At 67.1% G+C, this 14,992-nt stretch carries 15 protein-coding genes; 3 read left to right on the top strand and 12 right to left on the bottom strand.

The features are described from left to right. Positions 1-58 precede the first annotated feature (58 nt). Positions 59-1,045, top strand: coding sequence for a TIGR03885 family FMN-dependent LLM class oxidoreductase (locus AC5P7F_RS16375; RefSeq protein WP_164077685.1), 987 nt, complete (start codon positions 59-61; stop codon positions 1,043-1,045). Here the strand turns inward: AC5P7F_RS16375 and AC5P7F_RS16370 are convergent. After that, positions 1,015-2,601, bottom strand: coding sequence for an alpha-amylase family glycosyl hydrolase (locus tag AC5P7F_RS16370; protein ID WP_164077686.1), 1,587 nt, complete (start codon positions 2,599-2,601; stop codon positions 1,015-1,017). The genes AC5P7F_RS16375 and AC5P7F_RS16370 overlap by 31 nt on opposite strands. Before the next feature lie 159 nt (positions 2,602-2,760). On the opposite strand from AC5P7F_RS16370, the gene xth reads away from it, so the two are divergent. Further along, positions 2,761-3,555 carry an exodeoxyribonuclease III gene (xth, locus tag AC5P7F_RS16365; RefSeq protein ID WP_014647270.1) on the top strand — a complete coding sequence of 265 codons (795 nt, stop codon included), beginning with the start codon at positions 2,761-2,763 and terminating at the stop codon, positions 3,553-3,555. Here the strand turns inward: xth and AC5P7F_RS16360 are convergent, their stop codons facing one another. The 9 genes from AC5P7F_RS16360 to AC5P7F_RS16320 all read right to left on the bottom strand — a co-directional run bounded on the left by AC5P7F_RS16360 (position 3,556) and on the right by AC5P7F_RS16320 (position 11,262). Beyond that, on the bottom strand, positions 3,556-5,274 hold the full coding sequence (locus tag AC5P7F_RS16360; RefSeq protein WP_014647269.1) for a sensor domain-containing diguanylate cyclase: 1,719 nt from the start codon (positions 5,272-5,274) through the stop codon (positions 3,556-3,558). It abuts the gene before it with no gap. Positions 5,275-5,394: 120 nt separating this feature from the next. Beyond that, positions 5,395-5,589, bottom strand: a complete 195-nt coding sequence (locus AC5P7F_RS16355) for a hypothetical protein (RefSeq protein WP_164077687.1) — start codon at positions 5,587-5,589, stop codon at positions 5,395-5,397. Further along, entirely contained in the window at positions 5,589-6,224 is a 636-nt protein-coding gene (locus AC5P7F_RS16350; protein ID WP_495204177.1) for a DNA-3-methyladenine glycosylase, read from the bottom strand. Before AC5P7F_RS16350 ends, AC5P7F_RS16355 begins: the two co-directional genes overlap by 1 nt. 72 nt (positions 6,225-6,296) lie before the next feature. After that, positions 6,297-7,256, bottom strand: coding sequence for a cation diffusion facilitator family transporter (locus AC5P7F_RS16345; RefSeq protein ID WP_100450112.1), 960 nt, complete (start codon positions 7,254-7,256; stop codon positions 6,297-6,299). 69 nt (positions 7,257-7,325) lie between these two features. After that, positions 7,326-7,910, bottom strand: coding sequence for an AprI/Inh family metalloprotease inhibitor (locus tag AC5P7F_RS16340; RefSeq protein ID WP_134808907.1), 585 nt, complete (start codon positions 7,908-7,910; stop codon positions 7,326-7,328). A 189-nt stretch (positions 7,911-8,099) separates the two neighbouring features. After that, the gene (locus tag AC5P7F_RS16335; protein WP_014647264.1) at positions 8,100-8,357 is read right to left on the bottom strand and encodes a hypothetical protein; all 258 of its coding nucleotides are present in this window, start codon (positions 8,355-8,357) and stop codon (positions 8,100-8,102) included. After that, positions 8,354-9,706 carry a membrane protein gene (locus AC5P7F_RS16330; protein ID WP_032956535.1) on the bottom strand — a complete coding sequence of 451 codons (1,353 nt, stop codon included), beginning with the start codon at positions 9,704-9,706 and terminating at the stop codon, positions 8,354-8,356. Before AC5P7F_RS16330 ends, AC5P7F_RS16335 begins: the two co-directional genes overlap by 4 nt. Positions 9,707-9,726: 20 nt before the next feature. After that, the gene (locus AC5P7F_RS16325) at positions 9,727-10,866 is read right to left on the bottom strand and encodes an SPFH domain-containing protein (RefSeq protein ID WP_014647262.1); all 1,140 of its coding nucleotides are present in this window, start codon (positions 10,864-10,866) and stop codon (positions 9,727-9,729) included. A gap of 132 nt (positions 10,867-10,998) precedes the next feature. Beyond that, positions 10,999-11,262 carry a CD225/dispanin family protein gene (locus AC5P7F_RS16320; protein ID WP_032956532.1) on the bottom strand — a complete coding sequence of 88 codons (264 nt, stop codon included), beginning with the start codon at positions 11,260-11,262 and terminating at the stop codon, positions 10,999-11,001. A 660-nt stretch (positions 11,263-11,922) separates the two neighbouring features. On the opposite strand from AC5P7F_RS16320, the gene AC5P7F_RS16315 reads away from it, so the two are divergent. Further along, positions 11,923-13,410, top strand: a complete 1,488-nt coding sequence (locus AC5P7F_RS16315; protein WP_197641377.1) for a helix-turn-helix domain-containing protein — start codon at positions 11,923-11,925, stop codon at positions 13,408-13,410. A 59-nt stretch (positions 13,411-13,469) separates the two neighbouring features. Here the strand turns inward: AC5P7F_RS16315 and AC5P7F_RS16310 are convergent, their stop codons facing one another. Continuing rightward, positions 13,470-13,916 carry a hypothetical protein gene (locus tag AC5P7F_RS16310; protein ID WP_239510523.1) on the bottom strand — a complete coding sequence of 149 codons (447 nt, stop codon included), beginning with the start codon at positions 13,914-13,916 and terminating at the stop codon, positions 13,470-13,472. Then, positions 13,913-14,992: a hypothetical protein gene (locus tag AC5P7F_RS16305; protein WP_164077689.1), complete on the bottom strand. Its 1,080-nt coding sequence runs from the start codon at positions 14,990-14,992 to the stop codon at positions 13,913-13,915. The genes AC5P7F_RS16310 and AC5P7F_RS16305 overlap by 4 nt, the downstream gene beginning before the upstream one ends.

The raw sequence follows: 14,992 nt of genomic DNA, 5'->3' as shown, positions 1-14,992 counted from the left end.
ACGCCGTTTTAGCTGGAGGGGTGTTGCCATCGTGTCCAGTCCCCGCACGGAATCCGTGATGACCATCGGCTACCACGCATCGCATGAGCAGTTCCCGCCCGCCACCTTGCTGGGCCTGGCGCTGCGCGCCGAACAGACGGGATTCGAGGCTTTGATGTGCTCGGACCATTTCCACCCGTGGACGACCGCGCAAGGGCAGTCCGGCCACAGCTGGGTATGGGCCGGCGCGCTGGCGGTGCAGAGCGCATTGACCCTGGGCATGGTGACCTGCCCGATGCTGCGCCAGCACCCGGCATTGGTGGCACAGGCAGCGGCGACGCTGGAGCAGTTGGCGCCGGGCCGGATCTGGCTGGCGCTGGGTACCGGCGAGGCCCTGAACGAGCGCATCACCGGCCAGCCGTGGCCAGCCAAGCGCGAGCGGCAGAAGGCATTACGCGATGCGGCCGAGGTGATGCGGCGGCTGTGGGGCGGCGAGCAGGTCGACCACGACGGTGGCTTCCGGGTGCGCCAGGCACGGCTCTACAGTCGCCCGGCGCTTCCCCTGCCGCTGCTGGGGGCGGCCGTCACCGAGGAAACCGCACGCTGGATGGGGGGCTGGGCCGATGGCCTGATCACCATCAGCCAGCCACTGGCGCAGTTGCGGCGTGTGGTGGCGGCGTTCGAGGACGGCGGCGGCAGGGGCAAGCCGATGTACCTGCAGGCCAAGCTCTCCTACGCGCGCGCCGAACAGGCGGCGCTGGAAGGCGCGATGGAGCAGTGGAGCGCCAACGTGCTGCCGCCGGAACTGGCCGAAGGCCTGGACCAGCCCGAACAGTTCGAAGCACAGGCCCGATCGGTCAGCGCCGAGGTGGTGCGCGAGCACGTGCATGTCTCGGCAGACCTGGGCCAGCATCGGGCCTGGCTGCAGGAGCTGCAGTCCCTGGGGTTCGATCGCATCTACCTGCACAACGTGAACCGCGAGCAGGAACGCTTCATCGACGACTTCGCCGAACACGTACTGCCTGCGCTGCGCACTCAGGCACCCTCGGCAGCCAGCCACGTATAGCCATGGCCCTGCAGGTAGCAGCGACGACCCTGCAGTTTGGCGCCGTGGACCACCAGCGTGTGCAGCGGGCCGTGCAGGGGTACGTCCACCTCAACCGGGTTGTCGCCGAAGTTGATCAGTGCCAGTGCCTGATGGGGTGCCTCACCGAAGCGGAGCATCAGCAGCGCGGGTGAGGGTGGGTCGAGCGTGTGTGGCCCCTGCTGCAGCACGGGATGGGCATTGCGTTGCTGCAGCAGCTCGCGCACCCGCAGCAGCAGTGAGCCCGGCGTCGCGCGTTGCGCCTCGACATTCACCGTGCGGTAACCGTAGGGGCCGTCCGCCGGTGGCGCGCGCCAGGCATGCCGCGATTGGTCGGTGAACCCAGCCCCTGGGCTACCGTGCCAGTGCATCGGCATGCGCACGGCATTGCGTTCGGGCAGCTCCAGGCAATCACCGAGGCCGATCTCTTCGCCATAGCGGATCACCGGCACCTGGCCCAGCGACAGCAGCGCCGCCCAGGCCATTGCCTGCCATGCGATGTCGCCGTCCAGCATCGGTGCCAGCCGGCGGCGGACGCCACGGCCATAGATGCGCATGCCACGCTCAGGAGCGAAGCGTTCCATCACCGCTTCGCGCTCATCCGGCTCCAGCTGCTCCAGGTCCAGTTCATCATTGTTGCGCAGCCAGGCAATGCGTGTGTCAGGCGGCGCGTGCGGGCCGTATTCGGCCATGACCCGGGCCACTTCGCTGGCATCGCCGCGTGCCAGTGCCAGGAAGAAGTGATTGTTGAGGTGGAAATCCAGCAGGTGCGAAAGCCGCCGCCCGTGGCACAGGAAGTCACCGTAGCGGGACGCGCGGACATCCGCTTCGCCGATCAGTGGCAGCCCTGGTTGCTGCGCGTCTGCCGTGGCGCGCATCGCCTCCAGCAGCCACAGCCCGTCGTCGCGCGGGTCCGCGTGGCGGGCGCGCTCGACCATGTACGGGACCGCGTCGACGCGGAAGCCGGCCACGCCGCGCTGCAGCCAGAACGTCATTACCTGCAGCAGTTCCTCGCGTACCGGCGCATGGGCCAGGTCGAGGTCCGGCTCGTGCCGGTAGAACATGTGCCGGTTGAACGCGCCGGCCTCGGCATCCCATGTCCAGACAGAGGCCTCGATCGGCGGGAACATCGGCTGCAGGCCGTCGTCAGGCATGTGGTCGCTCCACAGGTACCAGCGGCGCCAGGCCGGGTCACCCTGCTGCGCGGCGACGAACCACGGGTGCGCGCTGGCGGTGTGCTGCATCACCAGTTCGACGATGATGCCGATGCCACGTGCGTCGGCGGCATCGACCAGGCGCTGGAACGCGGCCTGGTCGCCCAGGCGCGGATCGATACGGTAGTGATCGGTGACATCGTAGCCACCATCGCGGCCGGCGTTGCAGTAGAACGGCAGCAGCCAGACATGGCTGATGCCAAGCCACTGCAGGTAGTCCAGCTTTTCCGTGATGCCATCCAGCGTGCCCCAGCCGCGGCCGTCGCTGTCGCGGAACAGGTAGGGGTCGATCTGGTAGATGGCGCGCAGCGGACGCACCGCCATGGGCTTCTCCGGCACTGTTCACGGATGACCAGCCTGCTGTCGCGCGTGGCAGCGGTTCGTGAAACGAATGGCACCGCATCATGACGTGGCATCCACGGCCCGTGCATGCCCGGGCGCGCAGAGTGAATGCTCATTCCCGGCACCGAGGAGGCTTCCTGCATGGCCCGACGCAAGACGCTTCGTATTGCCACGTTCAACGTCAACGGCATCGGCACGCGCCTGCCACAGCTGCTGGACTGGCTGCACAGGGAATCGCCGGACGTGGTTGCCCTGCAGGAACTGAAGGCGACCGACGCCGCGTTTCCGGCTGCGTCATTGGAGGAGGCTGGGTACGGTGCGCTCTGGCAAGGTGAGGCGCGCTGGAACGGCGTGGCGTTGCTGGCTCGCGGGACCACGCCGGTCGAGAGCCGCCGCCGATTGCCCGGCGAGCCCAGCGACACGCAGAGCCGCTACCTGGAGGCGGCGGTGCACGGGGTCATCGTGGGTGCCCTCTACCTGCCCAACGGCAACCCGCAGCCCGGGCCCAGGTTCGACTACAAGCTGCGCTGGATGGAGCGCCTGATCCGGCATGCGCGCAGCCTGGTCGAACTGCCGCACCCGGCGCTGCTGCTGGGTGATTTCAACGTGATTCCCACCGAAGCCGACGTCTACGACCCCAAGGCCTGGCGCCGCGACGCGCTGTTCCAGCCCGAGGTTCGCGATGCCTTCGAGCGGCTGCTCGCGCAGGGCTGGACCGATGCGCTGCGGAAGGTGCACGGCGACGCCACGATCTACACCTTCTGGGACTATTTCCGCCAACATGCCGAGCGCGACCGTGGGCTGCGCATCGATCATCTGCTGTTGAATCCCGTACTGGCGGAGCGACTGAAGGACGCTGGCGTCGACCGTTGGGTGCGTCTGCAGGAGAAGGCCAGCGACCACGCGCCGACGTGGGTGACGGTGCGGGCGGCGTGATCAACGCGCGGCAGGGCCTTCGCGCCGCTCGCGGCGCACGCGCGCGCGGGTCCGGTAGAGGCGGCTGTCGGCCTTCTGGATGGTGTCGGCCACGGGCTCACCGGCTGTGTTGATGGCTGCACCCATCGAGAAAGCGCTGGGCGACAGCGCAGCGTGGTCCTGGTACCAGTGCTCCAGTTCGCTCAACCGGCCATCCGCGGGCGCGACCAGTACCACCATGAATTCGTCGCCGCCCAGCCGCACCACCGTCTCCTCCTTGCCCAGCGGCGAGCGCAGGAAGGTGGCGAACTCGACCAGGACGGCATCGCCGCGGCGGTGGCCCTGGGTGTCGTTGATGTGCTTGAAGTGGTCCAGATCGAACATCACGCAGGCCCAGCGCTCATCAATCAGTTCATCCAGGCGGTGCAGGTAACGCCGGTTGTAGCACTGCGTGAGCGGATCCTTGAAGGACATTTCGCGCAGCTGCTGCTCCTGCATCCTCAGCGCGGTGACGTCCTGTGCATGCCCCAGCACGTAGGGCGGGCTGGCCTCGCTGTCGAGCACGTTGTGGTACGCCCAGTAGTGGCGCGTACCGTCGGCGGCAATCAGCTCGATCACGCCAGCGTCGGTGTGGTTCGCCTGGATCCGAGCGAGGTAGGCCTTGAAGCCCTCGCGTTTTTCCGGTGGCATCAGGTCGCACAGGCTGCGCCCGACCATCTGGCTTTCCTCGAAGCCCAGCGACTGCACTGCCGCGGGATTCACCGAGGTCAATGTCCCGTCCAGCGTGTGGGTGCAGATCAGGCCCAGGCTGTAGTGGAACAGTCGCCGGTAGCGGGTCTCGCTCGCTTCCAGCGCGTCGAGCGCGGCTCGCTCGTCCGTGATGTCCTGGATCGCCCCGACCAGGCGTGGATGGCCGTCGACCTGTTGCCGGCTGCCGACCACCCGGGTCCAGATCGCGCGCCCGTCGGCGGTGGTCATTGGCAGCTGCACCTCCCAGGACGTGCCTTCGTCGATGCAACGCTGCACTGCCGCGCGGATGATGTTGCGGCTGTCTTCGCGATAGAACGACAGCGCGGTGTCGAGCGTCGGTTCAAAGTTGCTGCGCACGCCGTGCAGCTGCTTGGTCTCGCGGGTCCAGCGCACTTCGTTGGTGACCAGGTCCATCTCCCAGCCGCCCACCCGGGCGGCGCGGTTGGTCCGCTCCAGGAAGTCTTCGCTGCGTTTCAGCTCGCGATGCAGCGCTTTCGCCTGGCCAACCTGCGCCATCAGGGTACTGCGCTGTTCCAGCACCTGGGTGGTGACCCGCGCCAGATGCACCATCAGTTCGCGCTGGGAGGGGGACAGCACGCCGGGCATCGGGTCGAGCAGGCACAGCGTGCCAATGCGTGCACCATGGGCCGAGCCCAGCGGGATGCCGGCGTAATGCCGGATGCGCGGCCCGGCGGTCACCAGGGGATTGGTCGAGAAGCGAGGATCCTGGCGCGCGTCGGGTATCTCGAACAGCTCGTCGTGGCGGATCGCATGCGTGCAGAAGGAGATCTCGCGGGCCGTTCCGGTGACGCCCTCCAGCCCGATATTGGCCTTGAACCACTGCCGGTCTTCGGCCACCACGGTGATCAGCCCCATGGTCATGCCGGTCGCGGCGCGGGCGGCGGCGACGATGGCATCGAACACCGGCTCAGGGGGCGTATCCAGCAGGTGCAGTCGTTCGATTTCGAGCAGACGTTCGGCTTCGTCCATGGCGCTTTTCAGGGCTGGGTGGCGAGGGCGGTTGCGGCGGCTGGCTGGCGCTACGCTAGTGCGCACGGCGTTATGTATCGCCATGGCGGAGTGATGCCGATGTGAGGTGGCCGCGCCCGCTCAGTGTTGCTGGAGCGATGCCTGCAGGGCGGTGGCCAGTGCGGCATCGCCGGATACCAGGTCCTGCCAGCGTAGCGTGATGCCCTTGCGTCGCCCCTTTTCGACCAGCTTGAAGCCTTCGGGGTCCACGGTGAGGGTATGGGGCCGGCCATCGATGTCCAGTTCGCGTCGCAGAGGTTTGTCGAGCGGGGTCATCATCGTTTCCTCGCAGGGGCGGGAGTACGCCGTGGCTGAATCGATACGTGACGATTGTCACGGATGTGCCAGCGCCAAGGGAAATCGACCGCGCGGGTGATGCCGATGCGTGGACCAATTGCCGGGTCGGACGGAGGCGGGGTCCCATCGCTTGCGATCACGATGCCATGGCTGCCAGTCACCAGGTCGGCGCCGTCGAAACTGCGGTCCAGCCCGGATGCCTGCGAGAGCTTGCCGGGGCCGCTGGCCAGATCGTGATCCCGGCGCGCGGCGGGGCGCAGCTCGTGCATGCGCTCAAGGCCCGCCAGCGGCTCGATGGCCCGCAGCAGCACCGCCACGCCTTCACCGACCTCTCCGCAGACCACGTTGCTGCCCCAGTGCATGCCGTAGGTGAAATAGACATACAGGTGGCCGGCCTCACCGAACATGCTGGCCGTGCGCGGCGTCTGCCCGCGATAGGAGTGCGCCGCCGGATCGACGCTGCCTGCGTACGCTTCGACTTCAACGATGCGACCCGTTCGGCCATCGTCACGGACCAGAAGTTTGTTGAGCAGCTCGGGCGCAACCTCGACGGGCGGGCGCCGGTAGAAGCTGCGCGGGAGGATCTGGAGAGAGGCGGGCAACCAATCCGGCACGGTAGAGGCAGGCTCGGGCAGATGTTGGTGGCACTGTGGCATTGGACTGGTGAAACGGGCGCAGACGCAGCGTCATTCCGGCGCGGACGGTGCCGCCAGCGTGGCGCGCCGGGCGGCGTAGACCTCGGGCGTCTGCGGCTTGATGAACAGTGCCACCAGCTCCGGATACTCGCGCTTTACCGCCGTTTCGATGCGGGTGATGCAGGCTTCAATCTGTGGGGTCTGCCGATCGTCCTCGAACTCGGCGCTGAGCATGGCCACGACCTGTTCCGGTCCCATCTGCATGGTGGTCACGCCGTTCGCGCGACGCAGGTCCGGATCGGTTTCGGCCACCGCCATGATCCGCTCGGCCACCGCAGGGTGGGCAGGCTCTCCAACCAGCAGGCCCTTGGTTTCACGGGCCAGGAGGAAGGCGGTTGCGGCCAGCACGCCGGCGATGCACAGCGACGCCACACCATCAAGCACCGGCATATCCAGCACCTGCGCGGCCACCAGGCCGATCAACGCGAAGCCCAGCCCAAGCAACGCAGCGCTGTCTTCCAGCAGTACGGTGAAGGTGGACGGATCCTTGCTGCGGCGGAAGGCTTCGAAGTAGCCAAGTCTGCCTTTGGTACGCCGGAACTCGCGCAGCGCCACCCACCAGGAGGCCCCCTCGAACAGGATGGATATGCCCAGCACGCTGTAGCTCAACGCGTGGTTGGTGGCCGGCTCCGGCCGGCGGATGTGCTGGATGCCCTCGTACGCCGAGACGCCGGCGCCAGCGGCGAACACCAGCAGGGCGACGATGAAGCTCCAGAAGTACAGCTCGCGGCCATAGCCGAATGGATGTACCGGGTCTGGCGCCTTGCCGGCACGGCGCAGCCCGTACAGCAGCAGGAGTTCATTCAATGTGTCGACCAGCGAATGCACGCCCTCGCTGAGCATGGCCGAGCTGCCGGAGATGCCGGCAGCGATGAACTTTGCGATGGCAATGGCCAGGTTGCCCGCGAGGGCGGCATAGATGACCAGACGGGAACCGGTGGGAGCGGACATTTCGGCGGCGGGGCGGGGCGGACGCCTGATCTTCCCGATCAGCGCGTGCCCATTGCGTGCACGGCGCGATCAGTGCCCCTTGGGATTGAGGTACAAACGCGCCCCATCCGATTCACGGTAGCCCGTCCAGCGCCCACCGCCTGACGCGCGGAAGCGCCCGAACACGGTGTTGCTGGTGTCGGTGAGCAGCAGCTGGTTGCCCGACAGTACCCAACGGTTGGCCGAGAAGAAGCCATCCGGGCAGCCGGCGGGCACGTAGGCACTGTAGCCGCCGAACCACTCGATGTTCTTCAGCTCGATGGAGCAGGTGTTGCCGTTCTCCTGGCCCAGCGTCCAGCTGCCGAACAGATCGCTGTCGCGCACATCGCGGCCGCCACGGTGGCGGTCGCGGCCCCAGTCGTCGTTGTCGTCGTGGAAACCGAAGCCCACGTCGATCTCTTTGCTTTCGCTGCGTGACCCGGACTGCGAGCTGCCGCTGGTGGTGGTCTGGGTGGTCACCGCGCCACTGCTCTGGGTCCGGGTACTGCTGGATTGCGTGGTCTGGTCGGTGTGGGTGGTCTGTTCGCCGAAGCCGAACGAGGCATCCTGGGCCAGGGCGGGCAGGGCCAGGCAGCACAACGCGGACAGGCAGGTACGGGCGAGCACGGCAGCCATTGCAGCATCCTCGGAAGGGTGGACCGCGCGAGTATCGAACCGGTGGGGCGGGAGGCGGTGTGAGGGTGTGCGCTGGGGCAGCCCAGCGAAGGGTAGTGCCGGCCGCTGGCCGGCTCCCTCTTGGCGCCCGGGAACCGAAGGAATGCCGGCCAGCGGCCGGCACTACCCGCAGCCAGGCAGGGCCTGGCGCTAAGGGTCGGGCTTTACCCGCACCACCCGTTTCCGGTACTCATACACATTGTCACCGCGGATACGCTTTTCCTCGGTACCGGTAACCCGGCCTACCTGCTGGTCCGAGCCGGTGACCGGCTTGGCCTCGATGGCGGTCTCGTGCTCGAAGGAGTGCGATTTGTCGGTGTTGCGGTAATAGCGGTACAGCGCCCAGTACAGCGCGGTTGCGCCGGCCGGACCTGCCGCCAACAGCCAGAGGCCACTGTCGTCGCTCATGTCGATGCCACCAGGAAGGCAATTGCGAGGGCTTCAATGACGGTGCCGGTGGCCAGTGCCGCCAGCAGCATCTTCCATTGCTGCACGGGCACACTGCCCATGGTTTCGCCGGTTCGGCCGTTCACCGCGATGTAGTGCAGCATGCCGCCGTTCTTGCCGGGCTGGTGGTACGAATACAACCACACCGGCAGGTACATCGACACCCAGCGGGTGCCGTGCACTTCCAGCTGTTCCTGCTCCCAGCGCACGCCACGATTGTAGCGCTTCACCGAACCTTCCACCTGTGCGCGGGCGATCGACAGCAGCTGGTCTTCCAGCCGCGGCCGCAGCTTTTCCACATCCAGGTTGCGCTTTTCGGAGGTGAAGCCGGCCAGGTACGAGGCGTTCCATTTCACGGCGTTCTTGGTGTCGAACGGCAGGATGGTGTTGATGATGTTGTTCGTATTGGCGCGGGTATCGAGATTCCCGCGCTCGGCCGAGGATTCCAGTGGCAGGTCATCGACCGTGAAGTCGACCTGGCGCTCGACCTGGTAGACGTCTGCGTCGTACAGGGTGCGCTTGTTCTTCTCGCTGCCCACGGTGTACTGCCGGGTCTGGATCTCACCCTTGCCGGCCACGGCCGCGCTGACATTGCTGTCGACGATCATGTAGGGCAGGAACACGCCCACCACGTTTTCCGGGGTGAACTGGTCCTTGAATGCCTTCAGCGCGAACATGCGGCGCTTGTCGACGAACTGGCGGATGCGCGCGACCGCATCGTCCTTCCTGATATGGAAGGGCAGCACTGCATCGGGCACCGCGCCATTGGCGATCTGCTCGTTGACGCCGAACACATGGCGGCACCAGTGGCAGCGCGCCGTCATCGTACTCTCGGTATTGACCGTGACTTCAGCGCCGCACCCGGTGCATTTGAACGTCATCAGTGCCGAGGTGTCGGCGTCGATGTCACGTGCGCCAGAGGCAATGACCGTACCGCGCAGCTGGTCGATGGCCTCGCCCAGGCCGAACTCTTCCTCGACGCGTGCGCCATGCCATTCGTGACGGCAGTACAGGCAGACCAGGATGTCGGTGCCGGCCTTGGGCCGGATGTCGGTGGCACCGCACTTCGGGCAGCGGTTGAGGCCGTCCTTCAGCTCGCTGGCCGACGTATCGATGGCCACCGGGTCGGGCGCTTCCACTTCATCACGGATGGCCTGTGGCAGTTTCGAGGTGTCCAGCGGGAAGCTGCCGGGCAGGGGAGGGACGTCCTGCGGCGAACCGGGCCCATCCAACGACGCCGCCGGCAAGGGCGGCGGCGTCGCGGGCGCGGATCCGGGCAGCGGCGGCGGGCCGTTTCGGGGATCGGACATGTTCGTTGTGCGTCCTGCTGTTACAGGCCCAGTGCCTTGGCCTTCAGGGCGTCATAGTCGCCCTGGGTGATCAGGCCCAGATCCAGCATTTCCTTGGCCTTCTTCAGCTTGGCCACCGGGTCGTCGGCAGCCGGGGCGACCGGCTGCTGCATGCCGCCGACACCGAACATGCCCGAGGCCATGCCGACACCGACCAGGCCAGCCGCTCCGCCGTTCTCGCCGGCCGACTGGATGCCCTGGGCGACGCTGGCCTGCAGGTTGGAATTGCCGCGCGAACCCGACAGGGCATCTGCGCGCTGCACGGTCTTCAGCAGTTCGCGGGTGTTGGCGTCGTACTCGATCGAGACGATGGCGGTCTTGACGATGGCCAGACCGCGGTCGGACTTCCACTGGTAGCCCTGCTCGACGGCGGCAGACAGGCTCTGTGCAAAGCCCAGCGAATCCTGCTGCAGCTTGGTGATGCGGTTGCCCTTGCCCGGGTCGTTCGTGTACAGGCTGAAGGCCGGGGCCAGCGAACCGACCACTTCATTGAACAGTTGGCTGGCGGCGGCGTTGTCCAGGTCGGTGAAGTCGAACACCTGGCCAGGTTGCAGGTAGCTGGCCGGCACGAAGTTCTTCACGAACAGGATCGGGTCGACGATCTTCAGCGTGTAGGAGCCGCGCGTGACCGCACCCACCTGGGTGTTGAGGAAGCCGTCGTCCCAGTAGATTTCCGACTGGGTACCGAAGCGGTTGTCCGGCAGTTCCTTCAGCGACACGAAATACGCCGCCTGCTGCGAACCCGGCTGGCCGCCGAACTTGAAGCGCTCCCAGCTCTGCTTGATGAACGTGCTGACCAGGCCGTCGCCGGCGAAGATCGACTGCGAGTTCAGATCATCCGAACGCCACTCGTAGCCACCCGGTTCGGCGACGAACGCGGTGATCGCGCCGTCCTGGAACAGCAGCAGGCCGTAGCCCTCCGGCACGATGATCTTCGAGCCGTTGGTGATGATGTTGGACGAGCCGCTGGTATTGGAGCCGCGGCCGGCATTGGTGCCGCGCGGTACCGCCGCGAACAGGGCCGCCGTCGAGGGCAGGCCCGTGGGCACGGTGTAGAAGTCCTTCCACTGGTCGGCCAGCACACCACCCACCGCACCCTTCACCGCCTGTACCAGACCCATGTCCAACTCCCTGTGATTCGAGGGCAGGCACCATGCCTGCCGAGCTGGACTGACTATAGAGGAGCGGGATGGGCCGCCGCCACCGCCGCGCGCGCCTGCCATTCATCATGGCGCGACGGCGACGGCAGGCTTTCAGGCCATGCCGCGCGCGATCAGGGCATAGCCGATCATCAGTGCCAGGCACAGTGGCAGGGTGACGAAGGAGGCGATCATCCAGCGCAGCGCCTTGCGCGAAGCCTCGGTGGCCGCGCCGATCTGGCCGCTGGCGACCAATGACGTGCTGCGGTTGGCGTAGACGGTGGCGACGATGCCGAACGGCCAGAAGCCGGCGATGATGCTCAGGATGGCCCACATCAGGTAGTTCCTGGGGGGCACGGGTGGCGGGGTGCGGTCCATGCGGTCGATCTCCTTGATCGTGCTGCGGTCGGGAGCGCGAGTGTGCCGACAGGCCAGGTGCAGCGGAAGGCATGCCACCCGTGCGTGGTGCGCAATCTTCTGCTGGTCGATGGGTCATTGATCGGGGGCGGCGCCGCGGCAGGCAGGCGCGGTGGCCTGCGGGCCTGGGCGAGCAGGCGGTGCAGCCGTCACGGCGGCGCAATACGTGCCCGTCCCTGGTTCGCTCAGACGCGTTGATCATCAGGGTGGATGGAATCCCGGCGCCTTGCCTTCACCTGCTTTCCGGTGCGCCGCGCACGGAAACGCGGGCGACAAATATCCGGCGCGGATATTCACGTCATTATCATGCTTATTTTCTGGAAACTCGTTTCCCATAATCCAGGGACGCGATGGCCGGAACACAGGGAGCGCCGCGTCACAGGCAGTGCCGCCCTGTGGCGCACGACCCCGGCCTGGACGACGTCCGCCTTGCCGACCTCCAGCAGCGATGGCAGTTCCCGGCACTGCGGGAGCGGGCAGCGTGCACGGCACCAGCGGTGCGACCAGCGGGTACGGCATGCGGCGTGGACGTCGCAGCATCCCGCGATGATGCCGGAGGGCCTGCATCGCGAGATCGCCCGTTGCAGATGCATCGGGTCGCCATTCCAAAGGGGAGTTTCGATGCACAGGCAAGTCAGTGAGATGCTGCAGCGCGCTTATCGGCCCTATCCGTCATTGCCCGAACTGCTGGGCGCGTTCGTGAAGGAGCTGTCCCAGCACAAGGTGATGCGGGGTGGCCAAGTGCGGTTGCGTGGTGCGGTGGCAGGGGCAGCTGCGGGGTTGCCAGCTGCGTCCGGGCAAGAGGTTTCCTTGCAGCGGGTTCCCATCCGCTATGGCGGCGAGGTGCTGGGTGAGCTGCACCTGGAAGGCGAGAAGGGCCGGCTGGATGGTAGTGCCCTGGCGCTGGGGGAGCAGTTTGCCCAGCGTTGCGCGCATCTGATCAAGCGCTACGAAGCCAAGGCCTGGGCCGAACAGGCATTGAGCCGGCCGCTGTTGCTGGTCGGCGCCGGCGAGGCGCTGAAGCAGATGGATGAATTCGTGGAGCGCGCGGCGGCCAGCCCGTTGCCGGTCCTGCTGCGCGGCGAGTTTGGTACCGAGAAGATGGAGCTGGCCGCCGCCCTGCACAGTGGCGGCCCTTCCCGGCAGGGCCCGTTTGTCGAAGTGAACTGTGTTCACCCGCTGGGCGAAGCCAGCGACTGGTTCGCGCGCGCACAGGGCGGGACGCTGTACTTCCACGAAGTCGACGAACTGCCGGTGCCGCTGCAGGGGCAGCTGTCACATCGCATGCGTGGGCTGCCTGCCGCTCAAGCTGGCGCGCTGGCGGCCGGCCCGATACGGGTGATCGCGTCGACCAGCGCGGACCTGGAACAACGGGTGAGAGAGAAGCAGTTCTCGCGCGCCCTGCTGGCCGGGCTGGAGTTCCTGACCGTGGATATTCCGCCGCTGCGCGAACGGGTGGAGGACATCGGCGCGCTGGCGGCGCGTTCGCTGGAGCTGCATGGATTCAATCCCCGCGTGCTGGGCGACGATGTGCTGGAAGCCCTGTGCGCGCACGACTGGCCCGGCAATCTGCTGGAAATGGAGCGGGTGGTGGTCCGGCTGGCGGTGATGACCGGTGGCCGATGCATCCGTCGTGAGGATCTCGCACGCCACGCGCCGGATCTGGCTGCAGGCCACGTTGCCAGCGATGCCGGGCGCGCCCCGCAACGGCTGCCCGCGGTTGAGCAGACCGTCGGTCCTGCGCCCGCGCAGCCGGATACGCCGCGGGCAGCGCATGAAGGCCTGCACGACGGCCTGAAACGCGCCCTGGCCTACCTGAAGGACCATGCCGCAGAGCCGCTCACGCTGGGCGACCTTGCCCGTCAGGCCCATGTGAGCCAGTCACACCTGGGATTCCTGTTCCGCAGCGAGCTGGGCACGACGTTCAAGCTGCTGCTGCAGCAACTGCGCATCGAGCACGCCAAGCAGCTGCTGCGGGATGGGCAGCGCCTGCGCATTACCGATGTCGCACTGCAGGTCGGCTTCGGTGACCTGAGCCACTTCGAAAAGAGCTTCCGGCGCGCGGTAGGGGTCAGCCCGCGCAGCTACCGGCGAAGCCCGCACCAGTAAAAGCACTGCCCCGGTGCAGGCGCGAGCCTGCCCGGGGCGTTGGGATGGCAGATGCGGCGTCAGCGCGCGTTGGCTTCGGCAGCGCGCTGCACGGCCTGTTCGGCGGCTTCGTCCGCGCGTCGCGCGGCCTCGGCGGCGGCCTCGGCCGCGCGTTGCGAAACCTTCATCGCGGCGCGGATGCCTTCTTCACTGGCAGCCATTGCGGCGTCCGCCAGTTCCTGGGCGATCTCCATCGGGGTTCTGCCCGCCGGATGGGCGGGAGTGGGCTTGCCGGGAAGCGGGGTCGGGAAGGTCATCGTCGGTGCTCCTGCTGGGGATGAGGGGGGAACACCGTCACTGCGCTCCCCCAGGATGTGGCGCAATGCCGCCTGGGCATCGGCCAGGATCTTCTGCGCCTGTTGCCGGGCCGCCAGGCGTCCGGCAGCAACGGCCGCGCCGGCTGCCGAAGCAAAGGCCTCTGTTGCTGCCTGCACGCCATCGCCATCTGGCGCCGGAGCCGGGTTCACACTGCATCCTTCTGATAATCCACCCGCGCTTCATCGCCCAGGTGGCGGCGGGTTCGGCGGTAATCCTGCAGGGTGATCACATTGTCCTCCACCTGTATCAGCGCCTTCGCTCTGGAACCATCGATCGCGAACTGCACGCTGGCACCGTCCTGGCCCAGCCGGCCACGGGAAACCGGATGTTCGTTGAGGAATTCCTGCGCATCGCGCAGCTGCCACCGCGCGGCCTCGCGCAACCGGCTGTCATCCTGCAGCAGTTCGGGTTCGTCGTCGAAGCAGGCCGCCATCTGCTGGGCGGCCAGCGAGATGCGGGCATAGCCGATCTGCCGGTGCGCGGCCAGGCTTGCGTCGATCGCCTCGCGCACCTGCTCTGGCGACGGCAACTGTGGCAGCTGCGGCCCGTCCAGGAAGCCGAACAGGATCGGCAGCACCTGCTGCAACGCACGGGTGGCACGCGTCAGCCGATGTTCGCGGCTGCCACCTCCTGTGCTCACCCGCTGGTAGAAGCGGAAGTAGTCGGCAAACTCGATGGGCCTGCGCGCGTGCAGCAGCGCGAAGCCGGCAGCGTCGGCCAGGTCGTCGCGCCCTGCGGCGGACATGCCCACCTCACCGGCCAGCTGGTGGAGCGCCACCGATTCGCGAAAGTCCAGCTGCTGCAGCAGGGGTGCGTCGGCCGCGCCGATCGAAGCCAGGAACGCGCGCGAGGCGCCGAGCTCGGCGTTGGTCAGCAGCCGATGTTTTTCCAGCACTCGCTGTGCCTCGTTGTGCGACAGGCGTGTCTCGTCATCAAACTCCATGTTGCGCAGGGCGCCGAGGTCGCTGGCACCAAGGCTGAGCAGCTTGACCGGGCCGACCTGCAATCCGAGGCGGGGCAACCATGTCATGCGCGAACCGTGCAGGCCCTGTTGCACCCCATCGAGCATCGTGCCCTCGTCGGAGAAGGCGTAGCGGTGCTCATGCGATTCCATGGCCCACTTCAACCAGTGCTCGCCGCCGTCGATGAACTGAAGGACATGCCTGCAGGATTGACTGATCAGGTTGGCCTGGGGGATGGAACGACCGGCAATGAAAATGCTCAT

The sequence above is a fragment of the Stenotrophomonas sp. YJH_SMC_105-26 genome (assembly GCF_059368915.1).
The sequence above is the reverse complement of the archived record's forward strand: the minus strand, read 5'-3'. Positions and strand labels throughout refer to the sequence as shown.

Excerpts from the sequence above, each read along its gene's own strand:
- AC5P7F_RS16375 (WP_164077685.1), top strand. The coding sequence starts at position 59 with ATGACCATCGGCTACCACGCATCGCATGAGCAGTTCCCGCCCGCCACC.
- AC5P7F_RS16370 (WP_164077686.1), bottom strand. The coding sequence starts at position 2,601 with ATGGCGGTGCGTCCGCTGCGCGCCATCTACCAGATCGACCCCTACCTG.
- xth (WP_014647270.1), top strand. The coding sequence starts at position 2,761 with ATGGCCCGACGCAAGACGCTTCGTATTGCCACGTTCAACGTCAACGGC.
- AC5P7F_RS16360 (WP_014647269.1), bottom strand. The coding sequence starts at position 5,274 with ATGGACGAAGCCGAACGTCTGCTCGAAATCGAACGACTGCACCTGCTG.
- AC5P7F_RS16355 (WP_164077687.1), bottom strand. The coding sequence starts at position 5,589 with ATGACCCCGCTCGACAAACCTCTGCGACGCGAACTGGACATCGATGGC.
- AC5P7F_RS16345 (WP_100450112.1), bottom strand. The coding sequence starts at position 7,256 with ATGTCCGCTCCCACCGGTTCCCGTCTGGTCATCTATGCCGCCCTCGCG.
- AC5P7F_RS16340 (WP_134808907.1), bottom strand. The coding sequence starts at position 7,910 with ATGGCTGCCGTGCTCGCCCGTACCTGCCTGTCCGCGTTGTGCTGCCTG.
- AC5P7F_RS16335 (WP_014647264.1), bottom strand. The coding sequence starts at position 8,357 with ATGAGCGACGACAGTGGCCTCTGGCTGTTGGCGGCAGGTCCGGCCGGC.
- AC5P7F_RS16330 (WP_032956535.1), bottom strand. The coding sequence starts at position 9,706 with ATGTCCGATCCCCGAAACGGCCCGCCGCCGCTGCCCGGATCCGCGCCC.
- AC5P7F_RS16325 (WP_014647262.1), bottom strand. The coding sequence starts at position 10,866 with ATGGGTCTGGTACAGGCGGTGAAGGGTGCGGTGGGTGGTGTGCTGGCC.
- AC5P7F_RS16320 (WP_032956532.1), bottom strand. The coding sequence starts at position 11,262 with ATGGACCGCACCCCGCCACCCGTGCCCCCCAGGAACTACCTGATGTGG.
- AC5P7F_RS16315 (WP_197641377.1), top strand. The coding sequence starts at position 11,923 with ATGCACAGGCAAGTCAGTGAGATGCTGCAGCGCGCTTATCGGCCCTAT.
- AC5P7F_RS16305 (WP_164077689.1), bottom strand. The coding sequence starts at position 14,992 with ATGAGCATTTTCATTGCCGGTCGTTCCATCCCCCAGGCCAACCTGATC.